The organism is Leifsonia sp. NPDC014704 (assembly GCF_043083605.1).
Lineage (GTDB): Bacteria > Actinomycetota > Actinomycetes > Actinomycetales > Microbacteriaceae > Leifsonia.
Window position 1 is genome coordinate 1,704,743 of record NZ_JBIBYW010000001.1, and the last position, 14,110, is coordinate 1,718,852.

Here is a 14,110-nt window from a genome sequence, read left to right on the forward strand (position 1 = left end):
GCGCTGTGACACCTGGGCGATCCCACACCATCCGCCTGCGTCCGTCCGACCGCGCAGATGCTGTGGAGAGCCCGAGCCTCCAGCCGAACCGGAAGCCACTCGATGATACATTCTATTTGGTCTGCCCGACGTGGCCGGACGACGCGCGCCGAGACGGAAGACTCCCTCAGGGAGCCCGGGCGCAGGGGAGGAAGAAACTCGTTGTTTGTTGCCGAGAACGCCGATGTCGCCGCGTCCGCCGCGGTCGGTGACGGAACGAAGATCTGGGACCTCGCTCAGGTGCGCGAGAACGCCACGATCGGTGAGGACTGCATCGTCGGGCGCGGGGCGTACATCGGTTCCGGCGTGACCGTCGGCAGCAACTGCAAGATCCAGAACCAGGCGCTCGTGTACGAGCCGGCCGTGCTCGAGGACGGCGTCTTCATCGGCCCTGCCGTGGTCTTGACCAACGACACGTTCCCGCGCGCCGTGAACCCCGACGGCACGCTCAAGTCGGCCGCCGACTGGGAGCCCGTCGGGGTCGTGGTGCGTTCGGGAGCATCCATCGGCGCTCGCGCCGTCTGCGTCGCGCCCGTGGTGATCGGCTCCTGGGCGACCGTGGCCGCGGGAGCGGTCGTGACCCGGGATGTGCCAGACTTCGCCCTGGTCGCCGGCGTGCCGGCACGGAGGATCGGGTGGGTGGGCCGAGCGGGCATCCCGCTGGTCCAGGATGCCGAGGGGTGGGTCTGCCCGACGACCGGCGAGCGCTATCGCGAGAACGACGACAAGCTGGAGGTGGTCGCGTGACCGATCTGGACTTCATCCCGGCCGCCCGGCCGCTCATCGGCGACGAGGAGCGCGCGGCGGTCGACGCCGTGCTCCAGAGCGGGATGCTGGCGCAAGGTCCCGAGGTCGCCGCCTTCGAGCGCGAGTTCTCCGACGCGCTCGTCGCCGGCCGTCCGACGGCGGCGGTGAACTCCGGCACGTCCGGTCTGCACCTCGGCCTGCTCGCGGCGGGCATCGGCCCAGGCGACGAGGTCATCGTCCCCTCCTTCACCTTCGCCGCGACGGCCAACGCCGTCGTGCTCGCGGGCGCCGTTCCGGTCTTTGCCGATATCGAGCCGAACTCGTTCAACCTCGACCCCGATTCCGTAGCGGGAGCGATCGGTCCCAACACCGCTGCGATCATGCCGGTGCACCTCTACGGCCACCCTGCGGACATGGGCCGCCTGTCGGCCCTCGCTGCCGAACACTCCCTGGCCCTTTTCGAGGATGCAGCGCAGGCTCACGCCGCCACGCTCGACGGGCGACCGGTCGGCACCTTCGGCGACTGGGCGATGTTCAGCCTGTACCCGACCAAGAACATGACCTCGGGCGAGGGCGGGATGGTCGTCTCCGCCTCCCCCGCCACGGACGAGCGCATCCGCCTTCTCCGCAACCAGGGCATGGCCCGTCCGTACGAGAACGAGGTCGCCGGTTTCAACGCCCGCATGACCGACCTGCACGCGGCGATCGGCCGCGCCCAGCTCCGGAAACTGGCCGGCTGGACGGAGCAGCGGCGCAGGAACGCGGCCCGCTTCGACGCCGAGCTGACGGGAGTGGTGACACCTCCCGTCGCCGAGGGCGCCGAGCACGTCTACCACCAGTACACGATCCGCATCGCGGAGGACCGCGACGGGTTCGCGCGCGCCCTCCGCGAGGAGCACGGGATCGGCACCGGCGTCTACTACCCGACCCCGGTGCACCGGCTCCCCGTCTTCGGACTCGAGCTCGACCTGCCGGAGACCGAACGGGCCGCTCGCGAGGCGCTCTCGCTCCCCGTGCATCCCTCGCTCAGCGAGCAGGACCTCGACCGCATCGTGTCCGCCGTGAACACGCTCGCGAAGGCGGGAAGCTGATGGCCGCGCTGCGGGTCGGCGTCGTCGGCCTCGGGGTGATGGGATCGCACCACGCGCGCGTGGTCCGCGAGCTGGACGGCGTCGAGCTCGCCGGAGTCGTGGAGACGGCCCCCGAACGTGCCGCCTCCATCGACGCCCCGGTCTACCGGTCCGTCGCCGAGCTCATCGAGGCGGGCGTCGACGCCGCCGTCGTCGCCGTTCCCACGACCCTCCACGAGTCCACGGCCCTCGAGCTCGCCGACGCCGGCGTCCACGCCCTCGTCGAGAAGCCGATCGCCGCCGACCTCGACGAAGCCCGCCGGATGGCCGACGCCTTCCGCCGGAACGGCCTCGTCGGAGCGGTCGGACACATCGAGCGATTCAACCCGGCACTTCAGAATCTGAGGAGCCGCGTGGAGGCCGGCGAGCTGGGCTCGGTGTACCAGATCGCCACGCGGCGCCAGGGACCCTTCCCGATCCGCATCGCCGACGTCGGCGTTATCAAGGACCTCGCGACGCACGACATCGACCTCACCTCGTGGCTGGCGCAGAGCCCCTTCCGCGCCGTGCATGCGAACACCTCCCGCCGGAGCGGTCGACCGCATGAGGACATGGTGGCCTTCAACGGCCGCCTCGACGACGGGATCATCACCAACCACCTGGTGAACTGGCTGTCGCCGATGAAGGAGCGCATCACCGTCGTCACCGGCGAGCGCGGCGCGTTCGTCGCAGACACGCTCAGCGGCGACCTGACGTACTACGAGAACGGCACCGACGCGACGGAGTGGGATGCCGTCTCCAACTTCCGCGGGGTCGCCGAGGGATCCGTCATCCGGTTCGCGCTGAAGAAGCGCGAGCCGCTGCGCATCGAGCACGAAGCCTTCCGCGACGCCATCGTGGACGGCCGGCCCGGCATCGTGACGATGGACGAGGGTTTGACCACACTCGCGGTGGCCGAGGCCGTGATGCGGTCCGCCGACGAGCAGCGGGAGGTCGAGATCGACCCGGAGACTCTGCCCAGCGCTCTCGCGGGCCGCCTCGCCGGGAACGGCACGACCCGATGAGACCGGCGTGGAGGCCGTGGCGGATCGTCGTCGCAGCGCTCATCCCCGTCGCTCTCCTGATGAGTCTCGTCAGCTGGGCCTTCGCCTCGCCCGTCGGGGCGGCGCCCGACGACGACTATCACCTGGCGAGCATCTGGTGCGCTCAGGGTGACCGCCCGGGGCTGTGCGAGCCGGGGTCGGAGGCGGGCGAGCGCTCGGTGCCGCGCGGGACCGTCTTGGCGTCGCTGTGCTACGCGCACCATTCCGAAATCCCGGGCGACTGCCCCGTGGCGAAGTCCGATGAACTCGTCACCACCGATCGCGGCAACTTCAACGATCACGGCTACCCGCCGATCTACTACGCCGTCATGAGCGTCTTCGCCTCGACGCACGAGGCCACTGCTGTGCTGTCGATCCGCATCTTCAACGCCTTCCTGTACGTCGCGATGCTCACTGCGCTGTTCCTTCTGCTCCCGGCACGGCGGCGCGGTCTCCTCGTGTGGTCTGCCCTTGCGACGCTGATCCCCCTGGGGTTCTTCCTCATCGCCAGCACGAACCCGAGCGGATGGGCGATCACGTCGGCGACGACGCTCTGGCTCGCGCTCCTGGGCTACTACGAGGCGCGCGGGCTCGGCAGACGGATCGGGCTGGGTGTGCTCACCACGGTGAGCGTCCTGATGGGCGCAGGCGCCCGTGCGGACGCTGCGACCTACGGCGTCCTGGCGATGATCCTGGTCGTCATCCTGAAGGCGGAACGCACCCGCGTGTTCTGGCTGCGCACCATCCTGCCGGTCGCGCTGTCCCTCGTCAGCGTCCTGCTCTACTTCAGCGCATCGCAGGGCGGGATCGTCACGCGGGCAACGACCGCGCTCTCTCCCTACGACTTCGTCTGGCTGCTGTGGAAGGACCTGCTCGACCTCCCCTGGTTCTACGTCGGGGCCTTCGGGTACGCGCCGTTGGGGTGGCTGGACACCTTCATGCCCGTGACCGTCTGGGGCACCATCTCGCTGGTGGTCTGCGGTCTCATCTTCTGGGGAATCGGTCGGATGACGCGCCGGAAGCTCTGGGCTGTGGGGATCGCGGCGTTCGCCCTCGTGTTCGTGCCGATCTACATCCTGATGCACGACCAGATCTGGGTCGGGACCGGCGTGCAGCCGCGCTACCTCTATCCGCTGCTCATCCTGCTCGTCGGCCTCTGCCTGTACGGGCTCAATCGGTTCGACCTCGGCCTCGGCCGCACTCAGCTCGTCGTCATCGGCGGGCTGCTGGTCGCGGGCTTCACGATTGCGCTCTACGTCAACATCCACCGCTACACGACCGGCACCGATGTCAAAACCCTCAACCTGAACACCAACGTTGCCTGGTGGTGGGACATCCCCCTGCATCCGATGCAGTGGTGGGTTCTCGGGGCGTTCGCCTTCGCCGTGGCGGTCGCGGCGGCCGTGGTGCTCGGGCTCTCGACCGCGCGCCGAAACGCGTTGCGCGGCTTCCGCTACCGTGCGCTCGAGTCCACCGTGGCAGGAGAATAGACCCATGACTGACGCTCGACTCGAGGCCGGCACTCCGGCCCCCGCCTTCACACTCACCGACCAGGACGGCGCCGCCGTCTCGCTTTCCGACTTCGCCGGGAAGAACGCGATCGTGTACTTCTACCCCGCGGCGATGACCCCGGGGTGCACGACGGAGGCCTGCGACTTCCGCGACAACCTGAACTCGCTCAAGTCGGCCGGGTACCAAGTGATCGGCATCTCGAAGGATGCGCCGGCCAAGAACAAGGAGTTCCAGGAGCAGGAGGGCCTCAACTTCCCGCTGCTGTCAGACGAAGACCTCGCCGTCCACCGCGCGTACGGCGCCTACGGCGAGAAGAAGCTCTACGGCAAGACCGTCGAAGGGGTCATCCGGTCGACGTTCGTCGTCGACCCGGACGGCACGCTCCGCCTGCCGCTCTACAACGTCAAGGCGACCGGGCACGTCGCCTCGCTGCGCAAGAAGCTGGGGATCGACGCCTAAGCCGGGAGCCGAGGCACCGACGCCAGCAGGCGGCGGGTGTAGTCGTCTTTCGGCGTCCTGAGCACCTCGCTCGTGGCGCCCTGCTCGACGACGCGCCCGCCGCGCAGCACGACCGTCTGAGCGCAGAGCGCTGCGACCACGCTGAGATCGTGCGACACCATGACGACGGTCATGCCCTCGTTCGCCGCCAGCTCGCCGAGCAGATCGATGATCTGGATGCGCGTCGTCACGTCCAACGCGCTCACGGGCTCGTCGGCCAGCAGCACGCGCGGTCGTGACACGATCGCCCGGGCGATGGCGATGCGCTGCCGCTGGCCACCGGAGAACTCGTGCGGGTATCGGCGCGCCGCGTCGGCGGGGAGAGCGACGGAGTGCAGCGCCTGTGCAACGCGGTCGCGCGCCTGCTCGCCGCCCGCGAGGCCGAGGGAGGCGAGGGGTTCGCCGACGATCCTGCCGACGCTCTGCCGCGGGTCGAGGGAAGAGTACGGGTCCTGGAAGACCGGCTGGACGCTCCGCCGGAAGGCGCGCAGCTGCATCCGGTCGCGCGGGTTCAGGGCCTGCCCGTCGAAGAGAACGGTGCCGCTCGTGGGCGCGGTCAGGCCCAGGAGAAGTGAGAGTGCCGTCGTCTTGCCAGCGCCCGACTCGCCGACCAGGCCGAGGCTTCGTCCCGGTTCGACGGCGAACGTGACGTCGTCCAGCGCCGGGTTCGTCGCCCGGCGGTACCGGAAGCCCGCGTTGCGGAGTTCGAGGATGGGCGTCACGGCAGCTCCAGAGCGGAATCGAGCTCTCGGGCGCTCCGCACGAGTTCGGCGGTGTACGGGTCGCGCGGGTCGGACAGCAGGCGTTCGATCGCACCCTCCTCGACGACGCGCCCCTGACGCAGCACGAGCGCCCGCTGCGCCATGCGGGACACGACGGCGAGGTCGTGGCTGACGAACAGGAGCGCCATCCCGCGTTCTGCGACCAGCCGTTCGAGCAACGCCAGCACGTCGGCCTGGACGGTGACATCGAGCGCGGTCGTCGGCTCGTCGGCGATCAGCAGCTGCGGTCGACAGGCGAGGGCCGCCGCGATCGCGACGCGCTGCCGCTGACCGCCGGAGATCTCCCAGGAGTACGCGTGCGCGATGCGTTCCGGCTCGGGGAGGCCCACTTCGGCGAGTGCGTCGTGCACCGCCCGACGCAAGGTGTCGCCGCGCAGCCCGAGGTGCCGGCGGAGCGGCTCGGCAACCTGGCGCCCAAGGCGCATGAGCGGGTCGAGCGCAGTCATCGGCTCTTGGAAGACGGTCGACGCAACCCGGCCGCGCAGCGCAACCAGGTCGCGCTCGCGCGCGCCGATGACCGGTACGCCGTCGAGCAGGACGCTGCCGGTCGCCTGCAGTCCTTCGGGCAGCAGGCCCGTGACGGCGAACGACGTCAGCGACTTGCCGGAGCCGGACTCGCCGATCAGGCTGAGCCGCTCCCCCGCGGCGAGACGGAGCGATACGTCGCTCACCAGCACGTCGCCGTCCCGCGTCGCGATACTCAAGCCGTCGACCTCGAGGAGGGCGCCCGCCGCATTCCCGTCGGCAGTCATCGAGACCTCCTGCGGGTCGGGTCGCCTACATCCCTCAGGCCGTCGGCCACCAGGTTGACGCCGATCACCAGCACGACCAGGGCCACGCCAGGGGCGATCGCGCCGGCGGGAGCGGTGGACACGGTGCCCTGCGCCTCCTGCAGCAGGCGCCCCCAGGAGGCGTTGGGCGGTGGTGCCCCGAGCCCCAGGTACGACAGGCTCGCCTCGGCGAGCACGGCCACCCCGAACTGCAGCGCCAGGTTGACACTGAGCGTCGGCCAGATATTCGGCAGGATGTGCCGTGCGATGATCCCCGGCCACGAGGTGCCGGAGGTGCGCGCGGCGGTGACGTACTGCTGCGAGAGCACCCGCTTCGCGAGCACGCGCGTCAACCGCGCGACGACCGCCGACATCGCGAGCCCGATCGCGACGATCGCGGTGCCGAGCGATGCACCCTGAGCGGCCACGATCAGCATCGCCAGGAGCAGCGTGGGGAAGGCGATCAGGATGTCGAGCACGGCCGAGAGCGTGTCGTCCAGCCATTTCGTCGCGAACGCGGCGAGCAGGCCGAGAGCGCCGCCCACCACGGCGCCGATCGCGACGGAACCGAGGCCGACGGCCAGCGCGATGCGCGCGCCGATCATCAGCTGTGTCACGAGGTCGCGCCCGAACCGGTCCGTTCCGAGCCAGTGGGCCGCGCTCGGCTGCTCGAGCCGGGTACCGGACGTGTCGGACTGCGCGTACGGCAGCCAGAAGAACGACACGACCGCGACGATCACCACCAACCCGACCAGGACGAGACCGATGCCGAGCGTCAGCGAGCGTCGGGTGCGTCGCCGCCCCCGCGCTTCCGGTGCAGCCGCCTCGGCGGCCTGCTCCACGATCGCGCTCATGTGTTCCCCGAAATGCTACGACGGAGGCGGGGGTCGACGAGCCGCTGCGCGATGTCGGCGAGGAAGCCGACGATCAGCACCAGCAGCGTCGAGACGAACAGGATGCCCTGGATGTTCGGGTAGTCGTGCTGCTCGATGGCCTTCAGCAGCATGCTGCCGAGCCCGGGCAGGGTGAAGACGCTCTCGACGACCACCGCTCCGAGGAACGTCGTGGCGAGCTCGATCCCCAGCACGGAGATCACCGGCACAGCGCCGTTGCGCAGACCGTGGCGCCACATCGCACCCGCGAAGCCCGACCCCAGAGCACGGGCGTTGCGCAGGTAGTCGCTGCCGATCACATCCAGCGCCGCGCTCCGGACGTACCGCGAGATGGAGGCGCTCATCACGATCGCGATCGTCACCACCGGCAGGGCGAGAGAGGTCAGGGCGTCGGCCGGATCGGACCAGTCGTCACGCGGGAATCCACCGGACGGAAACCACCCGAGGGTAATCGCGAAGACGTCGACCAGCAGGATGCCGACCCAGAACACCGGCACCGCGATGCCCAGCTGCGAGAACGCGGACAGCAGGACGCCGTACCACCGGTCGGCTTTCCACGCCGCGACGAAGCCGATCGGCAGCGCGAGCACGAGCGCCAGGACGAACGACAGGAGCGTGAGCGGGATGGTGACCGACAGCCGCGCGGCGATCTCGGGGCCGACAGGCAACGAGCTGATGAACGACTCGCCGAGGTCGAGCGACAGCAGGCTGCCGAACCACGAGAAGAACTGCTGCAGCAGCGGCTGATCGCTGCCGACCTGGTGCTGCGCGGCTGCGATCTGCTCCTTCGTCGCCCCGACGGAGAGCAGCGCGTTCGACGGGTCGCCCGGCAGCACCCGCAGCAGGAAGAACAGCACGACCATGGCCAGCAGCAGCGACACCGCGAGGAACGCGGTGCGACGCAGGAGGTAAAGAGCCATGGTGATTTTCAGCGTAGATGCTCGGGGAGCCGGTCGGCTCCCCGAGCATCAGGGTTGTGGAAGAGCGGTCGTTGTGGAGAACCGGCCTACTTCTTGACGATGTCGTACGCGAAGAACTGCGAGTTCAGTCCGTTGACCGGGTAGCCGCTCACGTCGCTGTCAGCGACGACGATCTGCGGGTACAGGTACAGCCAGGCGCTGGCCGCATCCTTTGCGATCTGCTCGTTGACCAGCTTCAGCTTGGCGGTCTGCTCGGCCGTCGTGCTCGCCTGCTCGGCCTCGTTCACCCAGGCCGTGACCTGCGGGTTGTCGTAGCCCCAGTAGAAGTCCGGGTTTCCGTACCAGACCACATCGCGGTCGTTGACGTGCTCCTGCAGCGTCGCGGTGAAGTCGTGGTTCTTGAACACCTTCGTGTACCACTCGTCCGCCGAGATGGAGTTGATGTTCACGGTGATGCCGACCTTGGCCAGCTCGCTCTTCAGGAACTCGGCGACCGCGGGGTGCGGGTCGTAGGTGGGCGTGTCGAGCGTGAAGGTGAACCCGTTCGCGAATCCGGCCTCGGCCAGCTCCTTCTTGGCGAGGTTCACGTCGTACGGGTTCACCTTCGTGAGGTCCTCGTACCAGGGGTCGCTCGGCGGCACCATCGAGCCGATCAGCGTTCCGTAGTCGCCCCAGATGGAGTTGAGCAGCTTCTTGGTGTCGATCGCCGAGTAGACCGCCTTCCGGACCTCGACGTTGTTGAAGGGGGCGACCTTGTCGTTGAACGCCAGGAGCTCCTTGGTGGTCGACTTGCCGTCGGAGATCGTGTAGTCCTTGTTTCCCTTGAAGGTGCTGAGGGCGTCGGGGCTCTGGATGCTCGTCACGATGTCGACCTGCTTGGTCTGCAGCGCGTTCGAGAGGGCGGAGGCGTCGGTGAAGTAGTCGAACTCCACCTCCTTGTTCTTCGCCTTATCGCCCCAGTAGCCGCTCCAGCGCTCCAGGCTGAGCGAGCTGCCGCGCTTCCAGGTGCCCAGCGTGTACGGGCCGGTGCCGTCCTCCGCGGTCTTGTAGTTCGAGGTACCCGGGCCGTAGATCCACACGTAGCTGAGGTTGTACGGCAGCGAGATGGATCGCGACGAGAGGGTGATGGTGACCGTCTTGTCATCCGGGGTGTCGATGCTCTTGATGACCTCGAGCTGCGACTTGCGTGCCGACTGCGAGTCGTCGGACGTGACGCGCTCGATGCTGCGCTTCACGTCGGCGCTGGTGAGCGGCTTGCCGGAGTGGAACTTCACACCGTCGCGCAGGGTGAAGGTGTAGGTGAGGCCGTCGGCGCTCGTGGTGTACTTCGTCGCGAGCAGCGGCTCGACCTTGCCCTCGTCGGTGAGCTTGAACAGCCCCTCGTAGACGTTGCCGTTGAGCGCCTCGGTGACGCCCTGGCCGCCTCCCGCGGTGTTGTCGAGGTTGACCGGCTCGTAGAGCGAGCCGATCGCGATGGTCGCGCCGTCACCGCCGGCGGACGACGAGCCGCCCGCGCAGCCCGCGAGCGTCAGGGCCGACGCCAGGCCGATCGCGAGCGCAGCGAACAAGGGGGTCTTTCTCACGGTGGTTCTCCAGTGCTGTGGGGGTGGATGCGAAGGGTGTCTCGGGCGCTCGGCCCGCTCAGTGGCGTCCGCCGCCGCGGAAGGTGACGCGCTTCTCCCCCGCGGTGACCGCGACGGGGAAACGGTTGTTGCGCGGCGGCAGCGGACAGTTGTACTGGTCCGAGAATCCGCACGGCGGCACGAATGCGCGGTTGAAGTCGAGGACGACGTGGTCGTCGACGTGCTCGACGAAGAGGAAGCGGCCGGACGCGTAGGTCCCGTCCTCCCCCTCGGCGCCGTTGGTCGGGTCGCCGAACACGAGCAACAGCGTCCCGTCGTCGTCGAAGGCGCTCAGGGTGTACTCCACGCCCTCCCGCTCGAAAGTGATGTCGCCGGGGACGACGAGGTCACGGGTGAGCCCGTTGTCGCGGATGTGCTCGAAGGGGATGGTGCGGTCGTCGCTGACCGGGGTGAAGGTGGCTTCGATGACCCAGCTCGGGTCGAACGGGAAGACTTCGATGGTCTCGAAGTCGCGGATGGCGGGAGATGCCGCATCCCAGAGCCGCAGACCGCGCTCGACCTCGCCGGTCTCCAGACTGCGGCGCGTGAGCTCCGTCGCCGTGACCGTCGCCGGCTGCCCCGCGAGGGCCTCCTCCGGAGCCGTGGAGTCTCCAGCGGGAAGCCACCTCGTCTCGATGAGGGCGAGGTTGCCGGTCGGCGCTGTCACGCTGCTCAGGCGGTTCGCGCGCCAGGCGTCCCAGCCTGCGTGGGCGCGCTCGATGGTCGCGGTGGAAGCCGAGGTCTGTGTGGAGATATCAGTCACGATGCCGGACATAACCATCCGAGTCTCGGCGTTGTTCCCGCTCGGCGCTATTCGTGTTGCTCTGTGTTGCGGGCCGTTGCCCGGACCACCGCCGGGGAGACGGCCAGGATGCCGGCGACGACGGCGGGCACCAGGAGCGCCCAGCCGACGTCCGGGCGGGCGTAGAAGCCCTGGAAGCAGCCGACGGCGACCGCGAGCTGGAGGATCTGGATGGTGAGCGCCGACGCCCGGGCCCAGCTCCGCTTGCGGAGGATGCCGACGAGGGTCGCGATCAGCCAGGCCGCCGTGAGCAGGACGAGCACCACGATCGCGACCGCGGACGGGTAGGACTCCGGCTTCTGCGTGAGCAACTCGTAGACCAGCCAGCACGCCAGCGCGATCACCAGGAGTGTCTCGAGGGCGAGGATGACGATCAGCACCGTGAGGAGGGGTGGACGCGACGGGCGGTCCTGAGCGGCCGCCTTCGGGGCGTTCTGGGGGTCGGGCACTATAGCATCCTGACGTTTCCGGCTCGTGTTCTCAGCGTTATCCCATACAAAACTATTGATTCGCGATAACCGCTATGGGAGCATATTCAACGGTCGAGTTAACGCTCACAGGGTCGTGGGCAGGTCTGATTCCCCACGGATCTAAGCACCCTGCAACCCGACTGCTTATCTGCATTCTATGGCCCTCTCGGGTCTGGAACCCCAGTAAACAAGGAGCACATCTTCATGGATTGGCGCGACAAAGCCGCCTGCCTCACCGCGGACCCCGAGCTTTTCTTCCCGGTAGGCAACACCGGTCCTGCAGTCGACCAGATCGACAAGGCCAAGGCGGTCTGCGCGCGCTGCACCGTGACCGAGATCTGCCTGCAGTACGCCCTCGAGACCGGTCAGGACTCGGGTGTCTGGGGTGGACTCTCCGAGGACGAGCGCCGGGCTCTCAAGCGCCGCGCCGCACGCGCACGCCGCGCGTCCTGACGTTCCACCCGCCCACAACCGTCGGCGCGGACCTTACCCTCCCGCGCGTTCGACACAGCCGAGGCGGCGCTCACACACCTAGCACCGAGCGCCCCTCGGCATTTTCATGCCCAGGCCTCTGAGCGACCCGCCGGCGGTCAGATCTTGGTGAGATAGCGCAACGGGACCTCGATGGTCACCTCGGTGCCCTGTCCCATCATCGTGTGCCAGTCGATGGCGCCGCCGAGCTCGCCCTGGATGAGGGTGCGCACGATCTGCGTCCCGAGGCCGGTCCCGACCTTGCCCTCCGGGAGACCGGAGCCGTTGTCGACGACCTTCACGGTCAGCGACTCCTCAGACCGGTGGGCGACGATCTCGACCTCTCCTTCGCGCCCCGCCAGCCCGTGCTCGACCGCGTTGGTCACGAGCTCCGTGAGCGCCAGCGCGAGGGGCGTCGCGTACTCCGACGGCAGCTGACCGAAGGTGCCCGACTTCTTCGGGTGCACGGTCGTGGTGTGGCTCGCCGCGACCTCGGCCACCAGCAGCAGCACGCGGTCGAACACGTCGTCGAAGTCGACGATCTGCGCGAGCCCGGTCGACAGCGTGTCGTGAACGACGGCGATGGCGGCGACCCGGCGCATGGCCTGGCTGAGGGCCTCCCGCGCCTCCTCCGAGTGCGTCCGGCGCGCCTGGATGCGCAGCAGCGACGCCACCGTCTGGAGGTTGTTCTTCACCCGGTGATGGATCTCGCGGATGGTCGCATCCTTCGTGATCAGCTCGCGCTCCTGGTGGCGCTGCTCCGAGACGTCGCGGCAGAGCACGATGGCTCCGACGCGCTCGCCCCGGTTCCGGATGGGGATGGCGCGGAGCGACACCGTGACGCCGCGGGCCTCGATGTCGGTGCGCCAGGGGGCGCGACCGGTCACCACCAGCGGCAGGGACTCGTCGACGGTGATGGTGCCGGCGAGGAGTCCGGTCGTCACCGTGGCGAGCGACTCCCCCTCCAGCTCGCCGGTGAAACCCATCCGGTTGAAGGCGCTCAGCGCGTTGGGGCTGGCGAAGGTGGTGACACCGTCGACGTCGAGACGGATGAGGCCGTCCGCTGCGCGCGGAGCGCCGCGGCGGGGCGCGGCAGGGGCACCGAGGTCCGGGAAGTCGCCGGTCGCGATCATATTGAAGAGATCGTTGGCGCACTCGTTGAAGGTCAGCTCCTGGCGGCTCGGCGTACGCGCCTCGCTCAGGTTGGTGTGGCGCGTGATCACCGCCACCGGCTCCGGCGCGGTGTCCGGGGAGTGGACGGTGAGGCGACGGATGACGGGCACGGCGCGCACCCGGGTCGGCGTCTCTTCGTACCAATCCGGCGCCGATGTGTCGATGATCTGCTTCGACCGATAGGCGTCGGTCACCTGCTGGCGCCACTCGGGCTTGATGCGCTGACCGACGAAGTCGCGGTAGAAGAGCGTGGCCGCGGAAGACGGACGGGCATGGGCCACCGCGACGAAGTCGTCATCCGACGTCGGCACCCACAGGACGATGTCCGCGAAAGCGAGGTCGGCGAGGAGCTGCCAGTCGCCGACGAGGCCGTGCAGCCACTCGACGTCCTCTTCCGAGGAGCGGCCGTGAGCGTGGACGAGATCGCTGAGGGTGGACATCACCCCATCCTAAACGGCGCTCCGACAGGCATGACGAGAGTTATCCACAACGCGTTTATGCACTGGTCCGGCGCGCGCCGACCTGTTTGAGTGAGGCATCGTACATATCACGGGTCTATTTCACCACCGACCACCGACACACCCCCTCGGGAGAAAAAATGCACCACCTCGCCCTCGCACCCGCGACCCCGTCCATCGCCGGAATTCCCGGTGAACGGGCCGCGGAACCCGGCCGTTCCAGCACCCGGCCCGGAGACCGCTCGGGTGCCCACCCGGCTCCCCGTCCTGGCATGCCCGAGGCTTCCGTCGCGGTGCCGGACGAGCACCCTTCCGGGCGGATGAGGCCGGGCCGCGCTGACCGCCGCGCCTCAATTGCGGTCACTCGTTTCGGAGATGCGCGGGCAGGAGAAGGAACGCTCGTCGAGTTCCCGACGGGCGACGAGCCGAGTCCGGCGACACTGTGCTCCAACCTCGCGCGATCGGTCGTGGAGATCCTCGCGGGCGCGCGTCCCCTCGATCAGATCGGCCGCTGGGTGAGCGACTCGGTCTATGTCCATCTCCTGCGCCGCACCATACTCACCGTCCAGGCACGCACCACCGCGGCCGAGAACCCGCTCCGGCCCCGCATGACCATCGGCGACCCCCTTCTGGCGTTCCCTGTCGAGGGCGTCGTCGAAGCGGTCGTCATGGTCCATCAGCCCGGCCGCTCCCGGGCGGTGGCGATCAGGTTGGAGCGTCACCGTGCCCGGTGGCGGGCCAGCGCCATCAACGTCCTCTAGCCGCGAAGACGACGATGGCGGCCCCGCAGGGCCGCCATCG

15 protein-coding genes are annotated in these 14,110 nt (G+C 68.8%); 7 read left to right on the forward strand and 8 right to left on the reverse strand.

Going from position 1 to position 14,110, the window contains the following annotated elements:
- Positions 1-201 precede the first annotated feature (201 nt).
- From ACF1AJ_RS08385 to bcp, 5 genes are read left to right on the forward strand one after another with little or no spacing between them, the layout of a single operon-like run.
- Positions 202-786 carry an acyltransferase gene (locus tag ACF1AJ_RS08385; RefSeq protein WP_391506913.1) on the forward strand — a complete coding sequence of 195 codons (585 nt, stop codon included), beginning with the start codon at positions 202-204 and terminating at the stop codon, positions 784-786.
- A complete protein-coding gene (locus tag ACF1AJ_RS08390; RefSeq protein WP_391506914.1) occupies positions 783-1,877 on the forward strand; it encodes a DegT/DnrJ/EryC1/StrS family aminotransferase in 1,095 nt (364 codons plus the stop codon). Before ACF1AJ_RS08385 ends, ACF1AJ_RS08390 begins: the two co-directional genes overlap by 4 nt.
- Positions 1,877-2,920, forward strand: a complete 1,044-nt coding sequence (locus ACF1AJ_RS08395; protein ID WP_391506915.1) for a Gfo/Idh/MocA family oxidoreductase — start codon at positions 1,877-1,879, stop codon at positions 2,918-2,920. Before ACF1AJ_RS08390 ends, ACF1AJ_RS08395 begins: the two co-directional genes overlap by 1 nt.
- Positions 2,917-4,428, forward strand: a complete 1,512-nt coding sequence (locus ACF1AJ_RS08400) for a DUF2142 domain-containing protein (protein ID WP_391506916.1) — start codon at positions 2,917-2,919, stop codon at positions 4,426-4,428. The genes ACF1AJ_RS08395 and ACF1AJ_RS08400 overlap by 4 nt, the downstream gene beginning before the upstream one ends.
- Before the next feature lie 4 nt (positions 4,429-4,432).
- Entirely contained in the window at positions 4,433-4,909 is a 477-nt protein-coding gene (bcp, locus tag ACF1AJ_RS08405) for a thioredoxin-dependent thiol peroxidase (RefSeq protein ID WP_391506917.1), read from the forward strand.
- Here bcp and ACF1AJ_RS08410 read toward each other — a convergent pair.
- From ACF1AJ_RS08410 to ACF1AJ_RS08440, 7 genes are all read right to left on the reverse strand, one after another.
- Entirely contained in the window at positions 4,906-5,670 is a 765-nt protein-coding gene (locus tag ACF1AJ_RS08410) for an ABC transporter ATP-binding protein (protein WP_391506918.1), read from the reverse strand. The genes bcp and ACF1AJ_RS08410 overlap by 4 nt on opposite strands.
- Complete coding sequence (locus ACF1AJ_RS08415; RefSeq protein WP_391506919.1) at positions 5,667-6,482, reverse strand: ATP-binding cassette domain-containing protein; 816 nt, start codon at positions 6,480-6,482, stop codon at positions 5,667-5,669. Before ACF1AJ_RS08415 ends, ACF1AJ_RS08410 begins: the two co-directional genes overlap by 4 nt.
- Complete coding sequence (locus tag ACF1AJ_RS08420) at positions 6,479-7,354, reverse strand: ABC transporter permease (RefSeq protein WP_391506920.1); 876 nt, start codon at positions 7,352-7,354, stop codon at positions 6,479-6,481. Before ACF1AJ_RS08420 ends, ACF1AJ_RS08415 begins: the two co-directional genes overlap by 4 nt.
- Entirely contained in the window at positions 7,351-8,313 is a 963-nt protein-coding gene (locus tag ACF1AJ_RS08425; protein ID WP_391506921.1) for an ABC transporter permease, read from the reverse strand. The genes ACF1AJ_RS08420 and ACF1AJ_RS08425 overlap by 4 nt, the downstream gene beginning before the upstream one ends.
- A gap of 86 nt (positions 8,314-8,399) precedes the next feature.
- Positions 8,400-9,896: an ABC transporter substrate-binding protein gene (locus tag ACF1AJ_RS08430; RefSeq protein ID WP_391506922.1), complete on the reverse strand. Its 1,497-nt coding sequence runs from the start codon at positions 9,894-9,896 to the stop codon at positions 8,400-8,402.
- 58 nt (positions 9,897-9,954) lie between these two features.
- On the reverse strand, positions 9,955-10,710 hold the full coding sequence (locus tag ACF1AJ_RS08435; RefSeq protein WP_391506923.1) for a DUF1684 domain-containing protein: 756 nt from the start codon (positions 10,708-10,710) through the stop codon (positions 9,955-9,957).
- 35 nt (positions 10,711-10,745) lie between these two features.
- Positions 10,746-11,186, reverse strand: a complete 441-nt coding sequence (locus tag ACF1AJ_RS08440; RefSeq protein ID WP_391506924.1) for a hypothetical protein — start codon at positions 11,184-11,186, stop codon at positions 10,746-10,748.
- 225 nt (positions 11,187-11,411) lie between these two features.
- Here ACF1AJ_RS08440 and ACF1AJ_RS08445 point away from each other — a divergent pair, with 225 nt between their 5' ends.
- Entirely contained in the window at positions 11,412-11,660 is a 249-nt protein-coding gene (locus ACF1AJ_RS08445) for a WhiB family transcriptional regulator (RefSeq protein ID WP_018190103.1), read from the forward strand.
- 137 nt (positions 11,661-11,797) lie between these two features.
- On the opposite strand, the gene ACF1AJ_RS08450 is transcribed toward ACF1AJ_RS08445, so the two are convergent.
- The gene (locus tag ACF1AJ_RS08450; protein WP_391506925.1) at positions 11,798-13,291 is read right to left on the reverse strand and encodes a sensor histidine kinase; all 1,494 of its coding nucleotides are present in this window, start codon (positions 13,289-13,291) and stop codon (positions 11,798-11,800) included.
- Between the two features lie 290 nt (positions 13,292-13,581).
- On the opposite strand from ACF1AJ_RS08450, the gene ACF1AJ_RS08455 reads away from it, so the two are divergent.
- Positions 13,582-14,070, forward strand: coding sequence for an Rv3235 family protein (locus ACF1AJ_RS08455; protein WP_391506926.1), 489 nt, complete (start codon positions 13,582-13,584; stop codon positions 14,068-14,070).
- The last annotated feature ends 40 nt before the right edge of the window (positions 14,071-14,110 follow it).

What these genes read in the sequence shown, in the direction of transcription:
- ACF1AJ_RS08395 (WP_391506915.1), top strand. Translation starts at nt 1,877, where the DNA reads ATGGCCGCGCTGCGGGTCGGCGTCGTCGGCCTCGGGGTGATGGGATCG.
- ACF1AJ_RS08400 (WP_391506916.1), top strand. Translation starts at nt 2,917, where the DNA reads ATGAGACCGGCGTGGAGGCCGTGGCGGATCGTCGTCGCAGCGCTCATC.
- bcp (WP_391506917.1), top strand. Translation starts at nt 4,433, where the DNA reads ATGACTGACGCTCGACTCGAGGCCGGCACTCCGGCCCCCGCCTTCACA.
- ACF1AJ_RS08415 (WP_391506919.1), bottom strand. Translation starts at nt 6,482, where the DNA reads ATGACTGCCGACGGGAATGCGGCGGGCGCCCTCCTCGAGGTCGACGGC.
- ACF1AJ_RS08420 (WP_391506920.1), bottom strand. Translation starts at nt 7,354, where the DNA reads ATGAGCGCGATCGTGGAGCAGGCCGCCGAGGCGGCTGCACCGGAAGCG.
- ACF1AJ_RS08425 (WP_391506921.1), bottom strand. Translation starts at nt 8,313, where the DNA reads ATGGCTCTTTACCTCCTGCGTCGCACCGCGTTCCTCGCGGTGTCGCTG.
- ACF1AJ_RS08435 (WP_391506923.1), bottom strand. Translation starts at nt 10,710, where the DNA reads ATGTCCGGCATCGTGACTGATATCTCCACACAGACCTCGGCTTCCACC.
- ACF1AJ_RS08445 (WP_018190103.1), top strand. Translation starts at nt 11,412, where the DNA reads ATGGATTGGCGCGACAAAGCCGCCTGCCTCACCGCGGACCCCGAGCTT.
- ACF1AJ_RS08450 (WP_391506925.1), bottom strand. Translation starts at nt 13,291, where the DNA reads ATGTCCACCCTCAGCGATCTCGTCCACGCTCACGGCCGCTCCTCGGAA.
- ACF1AJ_RS08455 (WP_391506926.1), top strand. Translation starts at nt 13,582, where the DNA reads ATGCCCGAGGCTTCCGTCGCGGTGCCGGACGAGCACCCTTCCGGGCGG.